Here is a 17,595-nt window from a genome sequence, read left to right on the forward strand (position 1 = left end):
GTTTCCAACCACAAGGATCGATGCTGCATGAGCGTGATGGTCAAGGAAAGCCCGATCAGCGAAACGGACATGATCGCCGAGGCCGAAAAGGCGCTGGCGGATATTTCCAGAATTCGTGACGGGGTCGGCCGGGTCATCTTCGGCCAGGAAAGCGTCGTCGAGCGCACGCTGGTGGCGCTGCTGGCCGGCGGCCATGCGCTGCTGGTCGGCGTGCCGGGCCTCGCCAAGACCAAGCTGGTCGAAACGCTGGGCATCGTGCTCGGCCTCGATTCGCGCCGCATTCAGTTCACGCCGGACCTGATGCCGTCCGATATCCTCGGCTCCGAGGTGATGGAGCAGGACGAGACCGGCAAGCGCTCCTTCCGCTTCATCTCCGGGCCGATCTTCGCCCAGCTGCTGATGGCCGACGAGATCAACCGCGCTTCGCCGCGCACCCAGTCGGCGCTGCTGCAGGCGATGCAGGAGTACCACGTCACCATTGCCGGCGCCCGCTACGATCTGCCGGCGCCCTTCCATGTGCTGGCGACGCAGAACCCGCTGGAGCAGGAGGGCACCTATCCGCTGCCCGAGGCGCAGCTCGACCGCTTCCTGATGCAGGTCGACATCCTCTATCCCGAAATCGAGGCCGAGCGCCGCATCCTTCTGGAAACCACCGGCATCGAGGACGCGAAAGCGCAGAACGTGCTGCAGTCGGCGCGGCTGAAGGAAATCCAGACGCTGATCCGCCGCATGCCGGTGCCCGAAAGCGTCGTCGAAGCGATCCTGACGCTGGTGCGCTCGGCGCGTCCCGGCCAGGGCAATGCCGAAACCGACAAGCTTGTCGCCTGGGGTCCCGGCCCGCGCGCCAGCCAGGCGTTGATGCTGTGCACAAGGGCGCGCGCGCTCTACGACGGCCGGCTGGCGCCCTCGATCGACGATGTCCGCGCGCTGGCCGAGCCAGTGCTGCAGCATCGCATGGCGCTGACCTTCGCCGCACGCGCCGAAGGCACCAGCGTGCGCGACGTGGTGGCGAAACTGGCCAAAGGCATCTGATGGCGCATATCGGCGAGGTCCAGGCTCCGGCAGCGACGCGCGACGCGCTGGCCCGTGGCCGGTTGCGGGCCTCGCTGGTGCCCGACCTGCTGGTCGAGGCGCGGCGCATCGTCAACACCGTGATCGCGGGCTGGCATGGCCGCCGCAAGCGCGGCATCGGCGAGAATTTCTGGCAATTCCGACCCTATGTCGAAGGCGATTCCTCACGCATCGACTGGCGCCGCTCGGCTCGCGACGATCATACCTATGTGCGCGACCGCGAATGGGAAGCCGCCCATACGGTCTGGCTGTGGGCCGACCCCTCGCCGTCGATGCTCTACAAATCGACCGGCGCCAGCGTTTCCAAGCAGTCGCGCGCGCTGGTGCTGGCGCTGGCCATGGCCGAGCTGTTGTCGCGCAGCGGCGAGCGCATCGCCTGGCCCGGCCTCACCGACCCGTTCACCGCCCGCAACGGCGCCGAGCGCATCGCCGCCCAACTGATGCATGCCGGCGAGTTGCCGGCAAAGCCCGACCTGTCCGACATCAGGCGCTTCTGCGACATCGTCATCGTCAGCGATTTCCTCGATCCAGTCGAGGAAACCATGGCCTGGCTCGACGTGCTTGCCCGCCACGGCGTGCGCGCCCACCTGATCGAGGTCGCCGATCCGGCCGAGGAGACCTTCCCCTATGCCGGTCGCACCGAATTCACCGATCCCGAGACCGGCGACAAGCTGACCGCCGGCCGCGCCGAAATGCTGGGCGATGAGTATCGCCTGCTCTACACCGCCCGCCGTCACGAACTGGCCACCTGGTGCAAGCGGCTTGGCTGGAGCTTTACCGTCAACCACACCGATCGGCTGGCGTCCGATGCGCTGGTGCGCCTGCACATGGCGATGACCGCCGATGGCCCCTCCGTCGGGCCAACCGCTGGCGGTCGGGCCGGCATGATCGCTGGTGGCGATCAGCCAGGAAAGGCCGTCGCATGAGCTGGCTGCCGCTCTCCTTTGGCGCCCCCATGGTGCTGTGGGGCCTGCTGGCACTGCCGGTGATCTGGTGGCTGCTCAGGCTGACGCCGCCCAAGCCGCAGACCGAAATCTTCCCGCCGCTGAAGATTCTCGCCCGCGTGCTGAAGCGCGAGGAGACGCCGCAGCAGAGCCCGTGGTGGCTGACGCTGCTGAGGCTCCTGATGGCGGCGCTCATCGTCGCCGCATTGGCCGACCCGGTCTTCAACCCGCGCGAAAAGCTGCCGGCCGAAGGTGCAGCACTTGCGCTGGTCATCGACAATGATTGGGCAAGTGCCGCCGACTGGGGCAAGCGCGTCGCCACCGCCGAGCGGCTGATCAACGATGCGGGCTCGAACGGCGTGCCTGTCATCATCGCCTTCACCGCCGAAAAACCCAATGCGGAGGTCGGCCCGTTCGATGCCGCCACCGCCCTCGACCGGCTGCGCGCCGCCAAGCCGCGGCCGATCCCCACCGACCGGCCCGCTGTCTATGCCCGCGTCGCCGGCGTGCTGGAGACCTTGCCCGGCGCCAGTGTTGCCGTGCTTGCCGACGGCCTTGCGGCAAAAGGCGACGAGGCCGCCTTCAACACGCTGTTGTCGAAGAATGCCGCCCGTGTCGTTTGGGCAACCGCCGACCGGCTGTCGCTGACCGGCCTGACCACCGCCGACAACCAGGTCGACGGCTTTGCGCTGACCGCCATCCGCGCGCCTGGCGACCCGGCCCCGGCACAGGTTACCGCCGGCGCCTTCGACGACAAGGGCCGCCGCATCGCCGATGCGACGCTGACCTTTTCGCCTGGCGAAACCACCGCCACCGGCACCATGGCGGTGCCGTTCGAACTGCGTAATGACTTTGCCTCGATTGCGCTCGACGGCGAACATCAGGCCGGCGCGGTGCGCGTCCTCGACGAAAGCTCCAAGCGCCGCCGCGTCGGGCTGTTGTCGCAGGCCGAGGCCGACCAGGCGCAGCCGCTTTTGTCGCCGCTCTATTACATCAGGCGCGCGCTGCAGCCCTTCGCCGATCTGGTCGAACCCTCCAGCGCCGACCTCGCCGATGCCATCCCGCAGATCCTCGACCAGAAGCCGGCGATGATCATCATGGCCGACATCGGCACCATTCCCGCGCCGGTCCGGCAAAGGCTGGTCGACTGGGTCGACAATGGCGGCACGCTGGTGCGTTTCGCCGGTTCGCGGCTGGCCGCCGCCGGCAATGACGACGATTTGCTGCCGGTCCGCCTGCGCACCGGCGAGCGTTCGCTCGGCGGCGCGCTGTCATGGACGTCGCCGCAGCCGGTCACCGAATTCCCCAAGGCCGGCCCGTTCGCCGATCTCGCCCCGCCGACCGAAGTCACCGTCACCAGACAGGTGCTGGCCGAGCCGACGCCCGACATCGTCGAGCGCACCTGGGCAGCCCTTGCCGACGGCACGCCGCTGGTCACCGGACTGAAGAAAGGCAAGGGCACGCTGGTGCTGTTCCACGTCACCCCCGAGGCGACCTGGTCGAATCTGCCGATCTCGGGCAGCTTCGTCGAGATGCTGCGCCGTATCGTGCAGCTGTCACGCAATCAGGGCGCGGCGATCGCCAATGCCGAAGCCGCCGCCACCTCGCTGGCGCCCTACCGCATGATTGCGGCTGACGGCTCGCTGGTGCCGCCGACACCGGACGCACGGCCGCTGGTGCCGGGCGCCGGTGCCCTGCCGGTGACTTTTGAAAACCCGCCCGGCCTCTATGGTTCCGAGACGGGTGTGTTTGCCCACAATCTGCTTGAAGCCGACAGCACGCTGGCCCCGCTGGCACGCCCGCAGATCACGGTTCCCGTCACCTCGATCCAGTATGCCTTTGACGAATCTCGCAATCTGAAGGGCGCGCTGGTCGCGGCTGCCCTGGCGCTGATGCTGCTCGACACGCTGGCGGTGTTCTGGATGGGCGGCCTGTTTTCGCGCCGGCCGCGCCGCGCAGGTGCCGCGGCAACCTCCGCCGCGGTCCTGATTGCGTTCGGCGCCTTGTTCGGCCATGCCGATCTCGCCCGCGCCGACGATGCCAAGCCGGGCGACGAGGTGGCCGTCGAGGCGATTTCGAAGACCCGCATCGCCTATGTGCTGACCGGCGTGCCGGGCGACGATTCGATCAGCCGCGCCGGGCTCGAGGGCCTGACGCGCTTCCTGGTCGAGAAGACGGCACTGGAACCGGGCGAGCCGGCCGGCGTCGACATCTCGAGGGACGAGCTGTCGTTCTATCCGCTGATCTACTGGCCGATCGATCCCTCCGCACCGATGCCCAGCCAGGCCGCCATCGCCCGCATCGACGCCTATATGCAGCAGGGCGGCACGGTGCTGTTCGACACCCGCGACCAGTTCGCCAACGGCATCGGCGCCGATTCAACCAGCCCGGCGACGGAGCGGCTGCGCGACATCCTCGGCAACCTCAACGTGCCGCCGCTGGAACCGGTGCCATCAGACCATGTGCTGACCAAGTCCTTCTTCATCCTGCCCGAATTTCCCGGCCGCTTCGCCGGCAGCCCGCTATGGGTCGAGGCCTCGCTCGACGCCAGCAATGCCGAAAACCGGCCGGTGCGGACCGGCGACGGCGTCTCGCCGATCATGATCACCGCCAACGATTTCGCCGGCGCCTGGGCGGTCGACGAGAATGGCGATGCGCTGCTGCCGACCGTGCCGGCAGACCCGATGCAGCGCATCTACGCGCTGCGCGCCGGCGTCAACATCATGATGTACATGCTGACCGGCAACTACAAATCCGACCAGGTGCACGTGCCCATCCTGCTCGAACGGCTGGGGCAGTAAGATGAGATTCTTTGTTGCGTTCCCCGCGCGGATCGACCCTCCCCACAAGAGGGAGGGTAAGAGATGAACTGGTCGATCTCCTTCGAACCGCTGATCTCCTGGCCACTGCTGGCCTTGGCGCTGGTGCCGTTGGCGCTGCTTGCGCTGGTCGGCCTGTGGTTTCGCCAGCGCGGCTCGGTCTTCCGCTTCGTCGCTTTGCTGGCGCTCGCCGCCGCCCTGTTCAATCCGGTGTTCCTCAACGAGGAGCGCGAGCCACTGAAAAGCGTCGTCGCCCTCGTCGTCGACCGCAGCCAGAGCCAGGATATCGGCGACCGCACCAAACAGACCGACGAGGCACTGGCCGGGCTGCAGCAGCGTCTTGGCCGCTTCAAGCAGTTCGATGTGCGAGTCGTCGAAGCGGGTAAATCCGAGGCCGCCGAGGAGCGCACCGAGACGCGGCTGTTCGGCGCGCTCGAAGGCGCCTTCCGTGACGTGCCGCCGTCACGCATCGGCGGCGCCATCATGATCACCGATGGCGAGGTTCATGATGCGCCCCCGGGCGCCCCCGACTTCAACGCCCCGCTGCATGCGCTGATCACCGGCAACGACCACGAGAAGGATCGCCGCATCCGCTTCGAGAACGCGCCGCGCTTCGGCCTTGTCGGCAAGCCGCTCGACATGACCTACCGCGTCATCTCGACCGAAAACGAGACTGGCCCAGTCGATGTGCGTGTCTCGGTCAATGGCGAGCAGGTAGCGGTCGAGCATGCCACTGTCGGCCAGGCCATGCCGCTGCAGGTGACCATTCCGGGCGCCGGCCGCAACATCGTCGAACTCGCCATCGACCGCGAACCGGGTGAACTGACCGACACCAACAACCGCGCCATCGCGCTGATCGACGGCATTCGCGAGAACCTGCGCGTGCTGCTCGTCTCTGGCGAGCCGCACGCGGGCGAGCGCACCTGGCGCAATCTGTTGAAATCCGATGCCTCGGTCGATCTCGTCCATTTCACCATCCTGCGGCCGCCGGAAAAGCAGGACGGCACGCCGATCAACGAATTGTCGCTGATCGCTTTCCCGACCCGCGAGCTGTTCGTCGAGAAGATCAAGGATTTCGACCTCATCATCTTCGACCGCTACCAGCACCGCGACGTGCTGCCGATCCTCTATTACGACTACATCTCCGAATATGTCGAAAAGGGCGGCGCGCTGCTGATCGCGGCCGGCCCCGAATATGCCGGCGAAAGCTCTATCGCACGCACGCCGCTGATGTCGGCCCTGCCGGCAATGCCGACCGGCGAGGTTGTCGACAAGGCCTTCTATCCGCGCCTCACCGATCTTGGCCAGCGTCACCCGGTGACGCGTGGGCTCGATGGCTCGGCCACCGAGCCGCCGCACTGGAGTCGCTGGTTCCGCACCATAGGCGTGCAGAACCCGGAAGGCGAAGTGGTGATGAAGGGCGCCGACAACCGGCCCCTGCTCTTGCTCGACCGTAAGGGAGAAGGCCGCGTCGGCATGCTTCTGTCCGACCAGGGCTGGCTGTGGGCGCGCGGCTTCGAGGGCGGCGGCCCGCATGTCCAGCTCTACCGGCGCATTGCGCACTGGCTCATGAAGGAGCCTGAGCTCGAGGAGGAGCGGTTGACCGCCGACGGCCGCGGCATGGTGCTGGAAATCCGCCGTCAGACCATGGCCGACGATCCCGGCCCCGCGCAGATTATCACCCCGTCCGGCAAGACCTTGACCGTCAAGCTCGTGAAATCCGAGCCCGGCGTCTTCCTCGGCAGCGTCGAGACCAGCGAGATCGGCCTCTACCAGGTCGCCAATGGCGACCTGACCGCACTCGCCCATGTCGGGCCGGTCAATGCACCGGAATTCGCCGATGTCATCTCCACCGAAAACCGGCTGAAGGCGCCGGCGGAAGCCACCGGCGGCAGCGTGCGCCGGCTGGCGTCGTCCTCGACGCTCGGCAGTGACGTGACCCTGCCCTCCATCGTGCCGGTGCGCTCGGCCGGCGCCGCGTCCGGCAGCGACTGGATCGGCCTGCGCACCACGGATGACAGCGTACTCAAGGCCGTCTCGCGCGTGCCGCTGTTCGGCGGCTTCCTCGGCCTCGGCCTGCTGCTTTTGGCAATGGGTTCGATGTGGTACCGCGAGGGGCGGTAGGACTACTCCTCCGGCTCCGTCGTGAACATCAGCGGATAGCCCTTGGCCTTGCCGGCATCGGTGGCGCGCGTCGCCTTGGTCTCGGCGACATCCCTGGTGAAGACGGCGACGACGCAGACGCCGCGCCGATGCGCGGTGATCATCACCCGGTGCGCCTGGTCTTCGCTGAGCTTGAACTCGCCCTTCAGCACCGTCACCACGAATTCGCGCGGCGTGAAATCGTCATTGATGAGGATAACCTTGTAGAGCTTCGGCCGTTCGACCTGTGGCTTGACCTGGACGCGCGGTTTTGTGGTGATTTCAGGCATCGGACCGACAGTTAGCGAAGCGACCTTGCCGTCATTCTGCCATCGGCGACAGCGGCCGTCCATTTTGATCGACGCGCAAAACCGGTGTCCGGTGGGCGCGGCCATTAACAATCATGTGGGAAAGTGTCGGTTGCCGTTCAACGGTCCTGACGGCCGAACATGCGACGGCCCTGGATCGCCCGCAGGGTCGTGGCGGATGGCATATCGTGGCGAAGGCGGGTTCCACCGGCATCGGCCCGGCGTTCCAGCCATGCTGCAATCGGCCACGCCGCGGCGCTGATCAGCGTCGCGCCGGTCAGCACGATCAGCAGCCAGGTCTGTGCCGGCGTGATGTAGTCCCAGTTGGTGGAAATCGCCGGCGCAAACAGCGAAGGCTCGGTGCGCCCGCTGGCCGGATCGGGCACCGGGCTGGCGGTGAACAGGATCAGCACCCTGGCGACGCCGGTGGCAACCAGGCCGCCGATCACCATCGAGCGCAAAATGGACGAAAGCCGCTTCTTCATGCGGATTGTCCTACACAGCCGGCGTTGCAAACGGGTTAAAGTTGGTCGAGGCGGAAGCTGCCGGTGCCAGACTTCGCCAAGGATCGGTTGGGCCCATCGGTCCGCTTCACCGCCAATACATTGGCTTTTCCACGGTTCGGACAGGAGGAAGGCCGCTCCAGCCGAAACCAGCTGGAGCGGCCTTGGTCAAAAGGCAGGCATGTTATGCCGCGCATGGATTAAGCCTTCGGGGCGTCCTTCTTGACGGCCTTCTTGTGCTTCTTGACGACCTTCTTGGGAGCAGCCTTGGCCGGAGCGGCAGTCGCCGGAGCGGTGGTCGTCGAAGCAGCCGGAGCAGCGGTCGTGGTGGCAGCGGCATTGCCGAGAGCCGGCATCGCGAAAGCGAGAGCGACGGCGAGACCGGTGGCGGAGAGGATGGACTTTTTCATGGCTTCATTTCCTTTTTATGCAGGTCGAGTTTCTGATGTCACTGAACCGGGTCGTTCGGTGTCACTCCAAGCAGCTTCAAAGCATTGGCGAGCATCCGGATGCCCTGTGCCTGTTTCTTGGCGGCGCAGTACCGGTTACCCTTTCTCTGAAGTGCCTTTGCCGCGGTGACCTGCGTTGCCGCGGCATGGGTTTCGAGGGCTTCATCGAATTGGTGGCTGAGATTGGCACACCGTTCGCTCCGGGTGGTGAGCGTCGCCTTTGCGTCCGATTGTCCAACAGCGGCAGTGACCAGGCCAAGGCCCAGCAACGCACCCAACAAACTGATCGACAACCTTGGCATCGGTTTTTCCGTAAACCCGGAGACTAGCGTCGCAGCCGATGACCCGACCGCCACGAGACCAGTTATGCCTTTGAAATTTTTCAGGAGTTTTTCTGAACTGTAGAATTTTGTTTCTGGATTGTGTCTGAGAAAGCCGGTGTGAACCCATCATCACCACTGGCCAACATATGGCCTGAATTCTATCGTGTGGGTTGCGACAGAACGGCTTGGCAATCAACAATGACAGGGCTGCTGTGAAATCCGACGCACACATACTGATCGTCGACGACGACAAGGGCATCCGCGACCTGCTGCAGGAATTTTTCCAGAAGCGGGGCCTGCACACCTCGGTTGCCGCCGACGGCATCGAGATGGAGATGATCCTGCGCCGCGCGCAGGTGGATCTCATCGTCCTTGACGTGATGCTGCCCGGCAAGAGCGGGCTGGAGCTGTGCCGCGATATCCGCGCCCAGTATTCAACGCCGATCATCATGCTGACCGCTGTCACCGAGACGACCGACCGCGTCGTCGGCCTGGAGATGGGCGCCGACGATTATGTGCCCAAACCCTTTGACCCGCGCGAGCTTTTGGCGCGTATCCGCGCCGTGCTCAGGCGCAACGGCGCCGCCGAGCCCAAGCGCGCCACCACCAAGCAGATCTACCGCTTCGCCGGCTGGACGATGGACTGTTCGCGTCGCCGGCTGATCGCGCCGGACGACGTCCGGGTCGAACTGACCATGGCCGAATTCAACCTGCTGCAGACCTTCGTCAAGAGCGCGCAGCGCGTGCTGACCCGCGACCAGCTCATCGAACTGTCCGGCGGCGACAGCGACTACTCCTTCGACCGCAGCATCGACATCCTGGTCAGCCGGTTGCGGCGCAAGATGGAAGACGACCCGAAAACGCCCAAGCTGATCCTGACCGTGCGCAGCGGCGGCTACCAGTTCCTGCCCGAGACGACGTCCGAATGAGACGTTTCCTGCCGCAGACCCTGCCTGTCTGGGTGCTGCTGATCGTCATTGCCGGCCTGCTGATCAGCCAGGTCGCGACCCTCTACATCGTGTCGCGCGACCGCGCCGTCGCCAACGACGTGGTCGACCTCTACCGTCTCAACGACCGTGCCTTCTCGCTGGTGCAGCTGATGCATGATGCCAGTCCGGACCAACGCAAGGCGACGGCAACCGGCCTGTTCAATTCGACCTACGCGCTCACCGTCTCGGACACGCCGGCGGTCACCTCGTCGATCGCCGGCGACGACGAATTGGCCGAACTCGAAGACATCCTCGTTGGCCGGCTGTCGAAATTCGGCATCACCGACGCGCGCGTGCGGCGCGACCCGGCGACGCGCGAGGCCGACGACGCCACCGGCATGGCGCCGGGGCCCGATATCGGCCAGGTCGAGCGCGACCTTCTGGTGCTGGCAGCCGACTTCGCCCAGAGCGACAAGCTGACGGCGTCGCTGCGCTTCGCCGACGGCCAATGGCTGAACTTCACCGAGCCGATCACGCCGGTCGGCCCGATCCTGAGCTTCGACAGCCTGCCGCTCTATTCGCTGATCGCCGGCCTGGTGGTGATCATGTCGATCTGGTCGCTGCGCCGGCTGACCGCGCCCTACCGGATGATGGAAACCGCCGTGAACCGGATCGGCAAGGACCTGAAGAGCCCGCCAATCGCCGAGAGCGGCAGCCGCGAGGTCCGCGCCGCCGCCAAGGCGATCAACGCCATGCAGGCCCGGTTGCGCGAATATGTCGAGGACCGCGAACATCTGGCGGCGGCACTGGCGCATGATCTGCGCACGCCGATGACCAGGATGCGCCTGCGCCTGGAGCTGTTGCGCAAATCGGCGGTTCGCGAGGCGCTGGCGCACGATCTGGCCGATGTCGAAAGCATTGCCAGCTCGGTGATCGACTTCGCCACCTTCGAGGTGACGGAGGAAAAGAACGAGCGCATCGACTTCTGGTCGCTCGTGGAGTCGATCGCCGACGGCTATGACGACGTTTCGTTCGACGACGAGACCCGCTCGCGCGGCCTGATCTGCATGGCGCGGCCGGTCGCGCTCAAGCGCTGCGTCACCAATCTGGTGCAGAACGCGGTCACCTACGGCAAGAAGGCGCATCTCAGCCTGCGCCGGTCGGAAAACATGATCCTGCTCACCATCCGCGACGAAGGGCCTGGGATACCGCAGGCCCAGATCGACGCCGTGTTCGGCTCTTTCGTGCGCCTCGAACAATCCCGCAACCGCGCGACCGGCGGTCTCGGCCTCGGCCTGACCATCGCCCGCAACATCGCCCGCGCCGCCGGCGGCGAGATCAGCCTGTTCAACAACCCCGGCGGTGGCCTGTTGACTGAGTTGCGCCTGCCGGCGGTGGCCTAAGCTTGGAACAGCCAGTCAAATCTCAAATTGGTTTGCGGCTCGCAATGCCCCGGGGGTTGTGCACCAAAAAACCCGCTACCTTTCGGCAGCGGGTCAGGCATGGAGTGCCGGGATCAACCGGCAATAGGTCAACGAACGGTGGCGAGGCTGGTTGCTTATTTCTGTGCGCCGTCCTTGCGTCGAAATATGCGACGCTGCATCGGGTCGCGCCAACGCGTCATCACCTTTTCCTCGAAGCGATCTCTTCTAAATTTAACGCAATGAATGTCCTCGACCAGGAAGACATCGTCCTTGGATGCGACCGCCTCCAAGAACCGGGGAGACCGAACGGCCAGATTTAGCTCGCCCTCTAGGCCCGAAGTTTGATCGATCAATTGGTAAAAGGTAAACATTGCGTAGCAATAATTGTCGAAGGTCTCGAACTCTGAAAAGTCTGCAACGCGACATTCGTCCAAGGTCATTAAGGGGTAGCTGTACGGGCTGCTCCTGTTCGGGTCTTGCTTAATGTGCGGCAGCTGGAGGGTCTTGGTGGCGCCGACCTCCTCAAGCACGGAGGTACTCCACTCCCAGCAACTGGTGTAACTGTGATAGAAGGCTTCGCGCACCACGCCATGCTCGTCTGGCAGCCACTCGTTGTGCCCTCGCTCAGCGTCGATTAGCCGGTAAACGTCGAATAGAAACTCGTATATGATTGCAGCCACCGTCGCGTTTCGCATGCCTCAACCTCAATTTATGCGACCCGGCTGTGCCTTAGGCTATTCAGCAATTCCTGCCCTGCGTTCCCTCGAATACGATAAACGCCCTATGGGCTGAATTGACGCCGAAGGTCACCGCCGCAGCACCGCGCTCAACACGTCGCGGATGCCGATGGCGCCAACAAAGCGCGACTGGTCGTCGAATAGCGCCACGGGAGCGGTTTGCGAGCGATGCATGGCCAGCATCACGGTTTTCAGCGAGGTGCCTGGATTGGCCCAGAACACTTGCGCCGCTTCCTCGGACTGGGCCTCGAGATCGGCGCACGACACCCAGATCGCCGGCTTGCCGTCGCGTTCGGCCGCCGCCACCAGCCCGTGCTCGTCGATCTTGAAACGCGTCGTCTTGCGCCGGTCGAGCCACACCCAGCCACTGTCGCCGTGCTCCAGATCGCGACGGTCGCGCATCACGTTCCAGGCGGTCAGCACCGACAGCGGATTCACATTGGCGATGAAGTCGCGGACATAGTCGTTGGCCGGACGCAGCACGATGTCTTCCGGCGCGCCGGTCTGCACGATGCGCCCGCCCTCCATGATGGTGATGTGGCTGCCGATCTTCAGCGCCTCCTCGAGGTCGTGGCTGACGAAGATGATGGTCTTCTTCAACTCGGCCTGCAGCTGCAGCAATTCGTCTTGCAGCTTGGTGCGGATCAGGGGGTCGAGCGCCGAGAACGGCTCGTCCATCAGCAGGATTGGCGCCTCGGTGGCGAAGGCGCGGGCCAGGCCGACGCGCTGCTGCATGCCGCCCGAAAGCTCATGCGCATATTTCTTCGACCACTGGTCGAGATTGACCAGCTTGAGCTGGCGTTGCACGCGCTCCTTGCGCTCTAGCTCCGGCACGCCGGCGAGTTCGAGGCCGAGGCCGACATTCTCCTCCACCGTGCGCCAGGGCAGCAGGCCGAACTGCTGGAACACCATTGCCACTTGCTTCTGCCGCAGTCGCCGCAAGGTCGCCTCATCGCAGGTGACGACGTCGACGGTCTTGTCGCCATCCTTGACCAACACCTGGCCCCGCGACACCACGTTGAGCCGGTTGACCGCCCGCAGCAATGTCGACTTGCCGGAACCGGACAGGCCCATCAGTACGGAGATCTCGCCCTCGTTCACGGTCAGGCTGGCGCCGGCGCAGCCCAGCACATTGCCCGTCTTCTCGAGGATCTCGGCACGGCTGGCGCCGGCGTCGATCATCGCCAGCGAACCGGCCTGGTCGGCGCCAAAGACGATGTCGACGTTCCTGAAATCGACGGCGACGGTCATTTCTTGCCTCCAACGGCGATGCGGGTCATCCGGTCGAGAACGATGGCGAGCACGACGATGGCGAGGCCGGCTTCAAGCCCGAGGTCGATCTTGCGCGAACCCAGCGCCCGGTTGATTTCGGTGCCGAGGCCGCCGGCGCCGATCAGTGCGGCAAACACCACCATCGACAGCGACAGCATGATGGACTGCGTCAGACCGGCCATGATGGTCGGCAGCGCCGAGGGCAGCTCCACCTTCCACAGCAACTGGCTCTTGGTGGCGCCGAACGCCTCGCCTGCCTCGACGATCGACTTCGGCACCGAGACGACGCCGAGATGCGTGAGCCGGACCGCGGTCGGGATGACGAAGATGATGGTGACGATGAGGCCGGGCGCATTGCCGAGGCCGAACAGCGTCAGCACCGGGATCAGGTAGACGAAGGTCGGCAGCGTCTGCATCAGGTCGAGCACCGGCAGCATGATGCGGTAGACCTTCGGCTTGTGCGCAGCCCAGATACCGAGTGGCACACCGATGGCCATCGAGGCGGCGGCAGCGGCAACCACCAGCACCAGCGTCTCCACCGTCTGCTTCCAGAGGTTCTGGTTGAGGATGAACAGCAACCCGAGAAAGACGGCCACCGCCAGGCCTCTCGATCGCTGCAGATAATAGGCAAGCAGCGCAATCAGCGCGATGAGAATGACGGGCGGTACCAGCAGCAGCGTGTCGACCACTCCGTCGAGCAGGAAATTCAAGCCGCCGGAGAGGCCTCGGAAGAAGGTGTTGAAATTGTCGGTAAGGAAGGTGAAGAACGCTTTGCCCCACTCGCCTATGGGGATCTTATAACTGACAAAGAATTTTGAAATCGGATCCATCTTGCCCCTCTTTGGCAGTCGCCGTCCTTGCCGGACGGTCATCTTGTCACACGATATGAAAAAGGGCAGCCCTTTCTACAGTGACTGCCCTTCTTGATCGGTCACGCCGAACGCAAGACCCGCTCAGCTTCCGAGCGCAGTCTTCACGGCTGCAGCCGCGTCGCCGCCATCGAAAGTGGTCACGCCGGCAATCCACGGAGCAACCGCGTCCGGATGCTTCTTCAGCCAGTCGGTCGCGGCCGTATTGGCGTCGGCGCCCTTGAGGATCGCGTCCATCATCTCGCCTTCCATGTCGAGATTGAACTTCAGGTTGGCGATGAACTTGCCGGCATTCGGGCACTCGGTGGTGTAGCCCTTGCGCACATTGGTATGCACGGTGGCGGCGCCAAAGCCGCTGTCGCCCATGCCATCGAGATAGGTGATCTTCATGGCACCCATCACCGGATGCGGCGTCCAGCCGAGGAAGGCGATCCACTCATTGTTCTTCATCGACTGCTCGGCCTGCGTCAGCATGCCGGCTTCCGAGGATTCGACCAGCTCGAAACCTTCGAGATTGTCCTTCGGGTTCTTGATCATGTCGAGGATGATGCGGTTGCCGTCATTGCCGGCCTCGATACCATAGATCTTACCGTCGAACTTGTCCTTGAACTTGCCGAGGTCGGTCAGCGTCTTGACGCCGGCGTCCGCCACATAGGTCGGCACGACGATACCGTAGCCGGCGCCACTGAGGTTTTCGCTGATGGTCTCGACCGAACCGTCGGCGGTGTAGTCCTTGATGTCAGCGGTCATCGACGGCATCCAGTTGCCGAGGAACACGTCGAGGTCCTTGTTCTTCAGCGAAGCCATGGTCACTGGCACCGACAGCTGGATCGTCTGCGGCTCGTAGCCGAGTGCGGTCAGCAGCACGGACGCGACGCCGGTCGTCGCCTGGATGTCGGTCCAGCCGACATCGGAAAGGCGCACCGCCTTGCAGCTTGCCGGATCACCGGCATAGGCAGCGCTGGTGGACAAAAAAGCCGCCAGGCCGAGGCCGGCGACGAAAGAGTTCATACGCGACATAGACAGTCTCCCATTGTGATTCTTTGGCGAAGCCTAGTTACGGTTTCTCTGCCCGCCTTGTTTCGTCAGCCAAACACCATTCTGGTGTGGTTTCAAGCGCTAAGACAATCACGATCAACGGCGCGGGCTGGCCAATCAGCGACACGGCTGACGCTTTTGTCTTGCGATACGGCTTTTTCAGGGGAATGCGGGCGGCCGCCCCTCCCCGTGCCCAGCCAAGTCGGCTTAAAAGAGCGGTATGGCCAAGCTTTACTTCCACTATGCGACGATGAATGCCGGCAAGACGACGATGCTGTTGCAGGCGTCGTACAATTATCGCGAGCGCGGCATGGGCACGATGCTGTTCGTCGCCGGCCACTACCGCAAGGGCGATACCGGCCTGATCTCGTCGCGCATCGGCCTGGAGACGGAAGCCGAGATGTTTCGCGACGGTGACGATCTGTTCGCCCGCGTCGCCGATCACCACGCGCACACATCAGTGCATTGCGTCTTCGTCGACGAGGCGCAGTTCCTCGAGGAGGAGCAGGTCTGGCAGCTCGCCCGCATCGCCGACCGGCTGAACATCCCGGTCATGTGCTACGGCCTGCGCACCGATTTCCAGGGCAAGCTGTTTTCCGGCTCGCGCGCACTGCTGGCCATCGCCGACGATTTGCGCGAAGTGCGCACCATCTGCCGCTGTGGCCGCAAGGCGACGATGGTCGTGCGCCTCGGCCCCGATGGCAAGGTGGCGCGCCAGGGCGAGCAGGTGGCGATCGGCAAGGACGTCTATGTCTCGCTCTGCCGCCGCCATTGGGAAGAAGAGATGGGCCGCGCCGTGCCCGACGACTTCATCGGCTTCATCAAGGGCTGACGGCCCCGGCGGCCTTGACCCCCGGCCCTGTGCAGCCGGATCGCGCATCTTTCCCCAATGCCGCCACGATGCAGCGTTTGTTAAGGGCTCCGCCGTATAAGGCCGCCAGCCAGAACGCTCCGGGGTCAGCCATGTTTCGAGCCTTTTCGCCCGCCGGCATTCTTCTCCTTGCCACCTCGTTTGCCGCCCATGCCGGCGGTGACCCGGCCCTGGGCAAGAAGGTCTTCAACCGGTGCATCGCCTGTCACGAAGCGGCCACCGACCGCGACAAGGTCGGCCCGCATCTGCTGGGCGTCGTCGGCCGCACCGCCGGCAGCGCCGAGAGTTTTCTTGGTCACTACTCCGAGGCGATGAAGAGTGCCGGTGCTGCCGGCCTGGTCTGGGATGAAGCCAATCTCGCCGAATATCTCAAGGCACCCAAGCTGAAAGTGCCCGGCAACAAGATGGCTTCTGCCGGCCTGACCAAGGACGACGACATCGCCAATATCATCGCCTATCTGAAGGCCGATCCCAAGCCCTGATCCGCTGCACGAGCGCCGCTGTAAAGTCGGCTCTTGCTTCTCCTGCCGCGGCCGCGATTGCTTCAATGGTTAGCCGAATACTGAGGCATCAGTGCCGTCGCTTTGCGGCATGAAAGTTCAATGACAGCTGAACTAAGCCTGGCCGGCAAGCTAATCACGCCATGAGCAAGCCTTCATTGCCTTTCAAGACCGTGACGGATTCTTTTGTTTTCGGGGCAGGTCTTGTCTTGCGTCTTTCAATCCCCGAATGCGCCACATATATTCGCCGCTGTTCGCGACCAGCGACCTGATGCCGAAGCGGGAGGCCCCAATGGCGACATTGCAGAATTTCGATGCCGAAATTGCCAAGACCAAGCAGGTCGTGCAGGACATGCGCACCAAGATCGAGCAGTCCGGCACCGTGCTTGAAACGCTCGCCACCTCCGACAAGAAGATCGGCGACGCCAATTTCGACCTCGAGAACGCCCGCATCGAGGATGTGCTGAAGCAGCAGAAGGTGATGGAAGGCAACATCGCCGACCTGATCATCGGGCTGGAGGACGCCACCAACGTCTTCGGCGCCGAGTTCGAGAGCATGAAGAACTACACCGGCTGGGAAAAATTCATCGGCGTCTTTTCCAGTCAGAGCAAGCAGCGCATGCGCACCGACCGCGTCCGCAACATGTCGCTGGCCGGCAATCTGCAGGAACTGCTGGTCAAATCCGACACCATCGTCGGCATCCTGAAGGCGCAGAAAGAGGTCCTCGACCAGCGCTACAAGACCTCGGAAACCAGCCTGTCGCAGGTCATCGAGCGCCGCAAGACCACCATGACCAACCTCGAAGCCGTGCAGAAGCGCATCGAGGAACTGAACCCGATGCTGCTCGATATCGAAAACAAGATCGCCGCATCGACCAGCCAGAAAGAGCGCACGCAGCTCGAAGGCGAGCGCTCCAAGCTGGCGACGGAATACAATGAAAAGCAGGCCAAGGAGCAGGAGCTGCTGGCCGAGAGCCAGACGCTCGAGCGCTACACCTCGATGTTCCAGACCTTCGTCGATTCGCTCAACAACCAGATCGCCGCGCAGTCGACGCTGATCAACAAGCTGACCATCGATACCGAGCAACGCATCGTGCTGTACAAGGCGCTGGAAGATTCGCTGAAGACTGCCGCCCAGCAGGACGTCGCCCACAAGATCAACACGCTGGGCAGCCAGGTCGACAACACCGCCGAGGAAACCATGGCCGGCATCGGTGCTGCTTCGCAAAAGCACATCGGCGACCTGCTCGAGATGCACGAGAAGAACATGGTCGCCACCGCCGACATCCAGCGCCGCAAGAAGCTGGCCGACGATGCCTTCGCACGCCGCTTCGACGAGGTGCTGAAGAAGCACAATTCGGCAAACTACGTGCAGTCTTAGGGGTGACAGGACTGC

At 64.1% G+C, this 17,595-nt stretch carries 17 protein-coding genes; 9 read left to right on the forward strand and 8 right to left on the reverse strand.

Features of this window, described 5'->3' with window-relative positions:
• Positions 1-27 precede the first annotated feature (27 nt).
• The 4 genes from ACFOJ9_RS24725 (at position 28) to ACFOJ9_RS24740 (ending at position 6,958) form a co-directional block, all read left to right on the forward strand.
• A complete protein-coding gene (locus ACFOJ9_RS24725; RefSeq protein WP_378982198.1) occupies positions 28-1,032 on the forward strand; it encodes an AAA family ATPase in 1,005 nt (334 codons plus the stop codon).
• Positions 1,032-1,997, forward strand: a complete 966-nt coding sequence (locus ACFOJ9_RS24730; RefSeq protein ID WP_378982200.1) for a DUF58 domain-containing protein — start codon at positions 1,032-1,034, stop codon at positions 1,995-1,997. Before ACFOJ9_RS24725 ends, ACFOJ9_RS24730 begins: the two co-directional genes overlap by 1 nt.
• Positions 1,994-4,816: a DUF4159 domain-containing protein gene (locus ACFOJ9_RS24735; RefSeq protein WP_378982202.1), complete on the forward strand. Its 2,823-nt coding sequence runs from the start codon at positions 1,994-1,996 to the stop codon at positions 4,814-4,816. The genes ACFOJ9_RS24730 and ACFOJ9_RS24735 overlap by 4 nt, the downstream gene beginning before the upstream one ends.
• 63 nt (positions 4,817-4,879) lie before the next feature.
• On the forward strand, positions 4,880-6,958 hold the full coding sequence (locus ACFOJ9_RS24740) for a hypothetical protein (RefSeq protein WP_378982204.1): 2,079 nt from the start codon (positions 4,880-4,882) through the stop codon (positions 6,956-6,958).
• Between the two features lie 2 nt (positions 6,959-6,960).
• On the opposite strand, the gene clpS is transcribed toward ACFOJ9_RS24740, so the two are convergent.
• From clpS to ACFOJ9_RS24760, 4 genes are all read right to left on the reverse strand, one after another.
• Positions 6,961-7,266 (reverse strand): ATP-dependent Clp protease adapter ClpS, encoded by a 306-nt coding sequence (clpS, locus tag ACFOJ9_RS24745; RefSeq protein WP_023809857.1) that lies wholly within the window; start codon positions 7,264-7,266, stop codon positions 6,961-6,963.
• A 137-nt stretch (positions 7,267-7,403) separates the two neighbouring features.
• Positions 7,404-7,769 carry a hypothetical protein gene (locus ACFOJ9_RS24750; RefSeq protein ID WP_378982206.1) on the reverse strand — a complete coding sequence of 122 codons (366 nt, stop codon included), beginning with the start codon at positions 7,767-7,769 and terminating at the stop codon, positions 7,404-7,406.
• A gap of 218 nt (positions 7,770-7,987) precedes the next feature.
• A complete protein-coding gene (locus ACFOJ9_RS24755; protein ID WP_378982208.1) occupies positions 7,988-8,197 on the reverse strand; it encodes a hypothetical protein in 210 nt (69 codons plus the stop codon).
• A 38-nt stretch (positions 8,198-8,235) separates the two neighbouring features.
• Positions 8,236-8,538, reverse strand: coding sequence for a hypothetical protein (locus ACFOJ9_RS24760; RefSeq protein ID WP_378982209.1), 303 nt, complete (start codon positions 8,536-8,538; stop codon positions 8,236-8,238).
• A 233-nt stretch (positions 8,539-8,771) separates the two neighbouring features.
• On the opposite strand from ACFOJ9_RS24760, the gene ACFOJ9_RS24765 reads away from it, so the two are divergent.
• Together ACFOJ9_RS24765 and ACFOJ9_RS24770 are read left to right on the forward strand one after the other, a co-directional pair.
• Positions 8,772-9,488: a response regulator gene (locus tag ACFOJ9_RS24765; RefSeq protein WP_378982211.1), complete on the forward strand. Its 717-nt coding sequence runs from the start codon at positions 8,772-8,774 to the stop codon at positions 9,486-9,488.
• The gene (locus tag ACFOJ9_RS24770; protein ID WP_378982213.1) at positions 9,485-10,891 is read left to right on the forward strand and encodes an ATP-binding protein; all 1,407 of its coding nucleotides are present in this window, start codon (positions 9,485-9,487) and stop codon (positions 10,889-10,891) included. The genes ACFOJ9_RS24765 and ACFOJ9_RS24770 overlap by 4 nt, the downstream gene beginning before the upstream one ends.
• A 155-nt stretch (positions 10,892-11,046) precedes the next feature.
• Here ACFOJ9_RS24770 and ACFOJ9_RS24775 read toward each other — a convergent pair whose 3' ends face one another.
• The 4 genes from ACFOJ9_RS24775 to ACFOJ9_RS24790 all read right to left on the reverse strand — a co-directional run bounded on the left by ACFOJ9_RS24775 (position 11,047) and on the right by ACFOJ9_RS24790 (position 14,810).
• Positions 11,047-11,607 carry a hypothetical protein gene (locus ACFOJ9_RS24775; RefSeq protein ID WP_378982215.1) on the reverse strand — a complete coding sequence of 187 codons (561 nt, stop codon included), beginning with the start codon at positions 11,605-11,607 and terminating at the stop codon, positions 11,047-11,049.
• A 111-nt stretch (positions 11,608-11,718) separates the two neighbouring features.
• Complete coding sequence (gene choV / locus ACFOJ9_RS24780) at positions 11,719-12,900, reverse strand: choline ABC transporter ATP-binding protein (protein ID WP_378982217.1); 1,182 nt, start codon at positions 12,898-12,900, stop codon at positions 11,719-11,721.
• Entirely contained in the window at positions 12,897-13,751 is an 855-nt protein-coding gene (gene choW / locus ACFOJ9_RS24785; RefSeq protein WP_378982219.1) for a choline ABC transporter permease subunit, read from the reverse strand. Before choW ends, choV begins: the two co-directional genes overlap by 4 nt.
• Before the next feature lie 123 nt (positions 13,752-13,874).
• The gene (locus ACFOJ9_RS24790) at positions 13,875-14,810 is read right to left on the reverse strand and encodes a choline ABC transporter substrate-binding protein (protein WP_378982221.1); all 936 of its coding nucleotides are present in this window, start codon (positions 14,808-14,810) and stop codon (positions 13,875-13,877) included.
• Between the two features lie 238 nt (positions 14,811-15,048).
• On the opposite strand from ACFOJ9_RS24790, the gene ACFOJ9_RS24795 reads away from it, so the two are divergent.
• The 3 genes from ACFOJ9_RS24795 (at position 15,049) to ACFOJ9_RS24805 (ending at position 17,580) form a co-directional block, all read left to right on the forward strand.
• Entirely contained in the window at positions 15,049-15,660 is a 612-nt protein-coding gene (locus ACFOJ9_RS24795) for a thymidine kinase (protein WP_378982223.1), read from the forward strand.
• Between the two features lie 131 nt (positions 15,661-15,791).
• Positions 15,792-16,181, forward strand: coding sequence for a c-type cytochrome (locus ACFOJ9_RS24800; RefSeq protein WP_378982225.1), 390 nt, complete (start codon positions 15,792-15,794; stop codon positions 16,179-16,181).
• Between the two features lie 310 nt (positions 16,182-16,491).
• The gene (locus tag ACFOJ9_RS24805) at positions 16,492-17,580 is read left to right on the forward strand and encodes a hypothetical protein (RefSeq protein ID WP_378982227.1); all 1,089 of its coding nucleotides are present in this window, start codon (positions 16,492-16,494) and stop codon (positions 17,578-17,580) included.
• Positions 17,581-17,595: the final 15 nt, after the last annotated feature.

Source organism: Mesorhizobium cantuariense, from assembly GCF_042647205.1.
In the GTDB taxonomy this organism is placed as follows: domain Bacteria; phylum Pseudomonadota; class Alphaproteobacteria; order Rhizobiales; family Rhizobiaceae; genus Mesorhizobium; species Mesorhizobium cantuariense.

Coding starts and splice junctions, on each gene's coding strand:
- ACFOJ9_RS24725 (WP_378982198.1), top strand. CDS start 28: ATGAGCGTGATGGTCAAGGAAAGCCCGATCAGCGAAACGGACATGATC.
- ACFOJ9_RS24730 (WP_378982200.1), top strand. CDS start 1,032: ATGGCGCATATCGGCGAGGTCCAGGCTCCGGCAGCGACGCGCGACGCG.
- ACFOJ9_RS24735 (WP_378982202.1), top strand. CDS start 1,994: ATGAGCTGGCTGCCGCTCTCCTTTGGCGCCCCCATGGTGCTGTGGGGC.
- ACFOJ9_RS24740 (WP_378982204.1), top strand. CDS start 4,880: ATGAACTGGTCGATCTCCTTCGAACCGCTGATCTCCTGGCCACTGCTG.
- clpS (WP_023809857.1), bottom strand. CDS start 7,266: ATGCCTGAAATCACCACAAAACCGCGCGTCCAGGTCAAGCCACAGGTC.
- ACFOJ9_RS24750 (WP_378982206.1), bottom strand. CDS start 7,769: ATGAAGAAGCGGCTTTCGTCCATTTTGCGCTCGATGGTGATCGGCGGC.
- ACFOJ9_RS24755 (WP_378982208.1), bottom strand. CDS start 8,197: ATGAAAAAGTCCATCCTCTCCGCCACCGGTCTCGCCGTCGCTCTCGCT.
- ACFOJ9_RS24760 (WP_378982209.1), bottom strand. CDS start 8,538: ATGCCAAGGTTGTCGATCAGTTTGTTGGGTGCGTTGCTGGGCCTTGGC.
- ACFOJ9_RS24770 (WP_378982213.1), top strand. CDS start 9,485: ATGAGACGTTTCCTGCCGCAGACCCTGCCTGTCTGGGTGCTGCTGATC.
- ACFOJ9_RS24775 (WP_378982215.1), bottom strand. CDS start 11,607: ATGCGAAACGCGACGGTGGCTGCAATCATATACGAGTTTCTATTCGAC.
- choV (WP_378982217.1), bottom strand. CDS start 12,900: ATGACCGTCGCCGTCGATTTCAGGAACGTCGACATCGTCTTTGGCGCC.
- choW (WP_378982219.1), bottom strand. CDS start 13,751: ATGGATCCGATTTCAAAATTCTTTGTCAGTTATAAGATCCCCATAGGC.
- ACFOJ9_RS24790 (WP_378982221.1), bottom strand. CDS start 14,810: ATGTCGCGTATGAACTCTTTCGTCGCCGGCCTCGGCCTGGCGGCTTTT.
- ACFOJ9_RS24795 (WP_378982223.1), top strand. CDS start 15,049: ATGGCCAAGCTTTACTTCCACTATGCGACGATGAATGCCGGCAAGACG.
- ACFOJ9_RS24800 (WP_378982225.1), top strand. CDS start 15,792: ATGTTTCGAGCCTTTTCGCCCGCCGGCATTCTTCTCCTTGCCACCTCG.
- ACFOJ9_RS24805 (WP_378982227.1), top strand. CDS start 16,492: ATGGCGACATTGCAGAATTTCGATGCCGAAATTGCCAAGACCAAGCAG.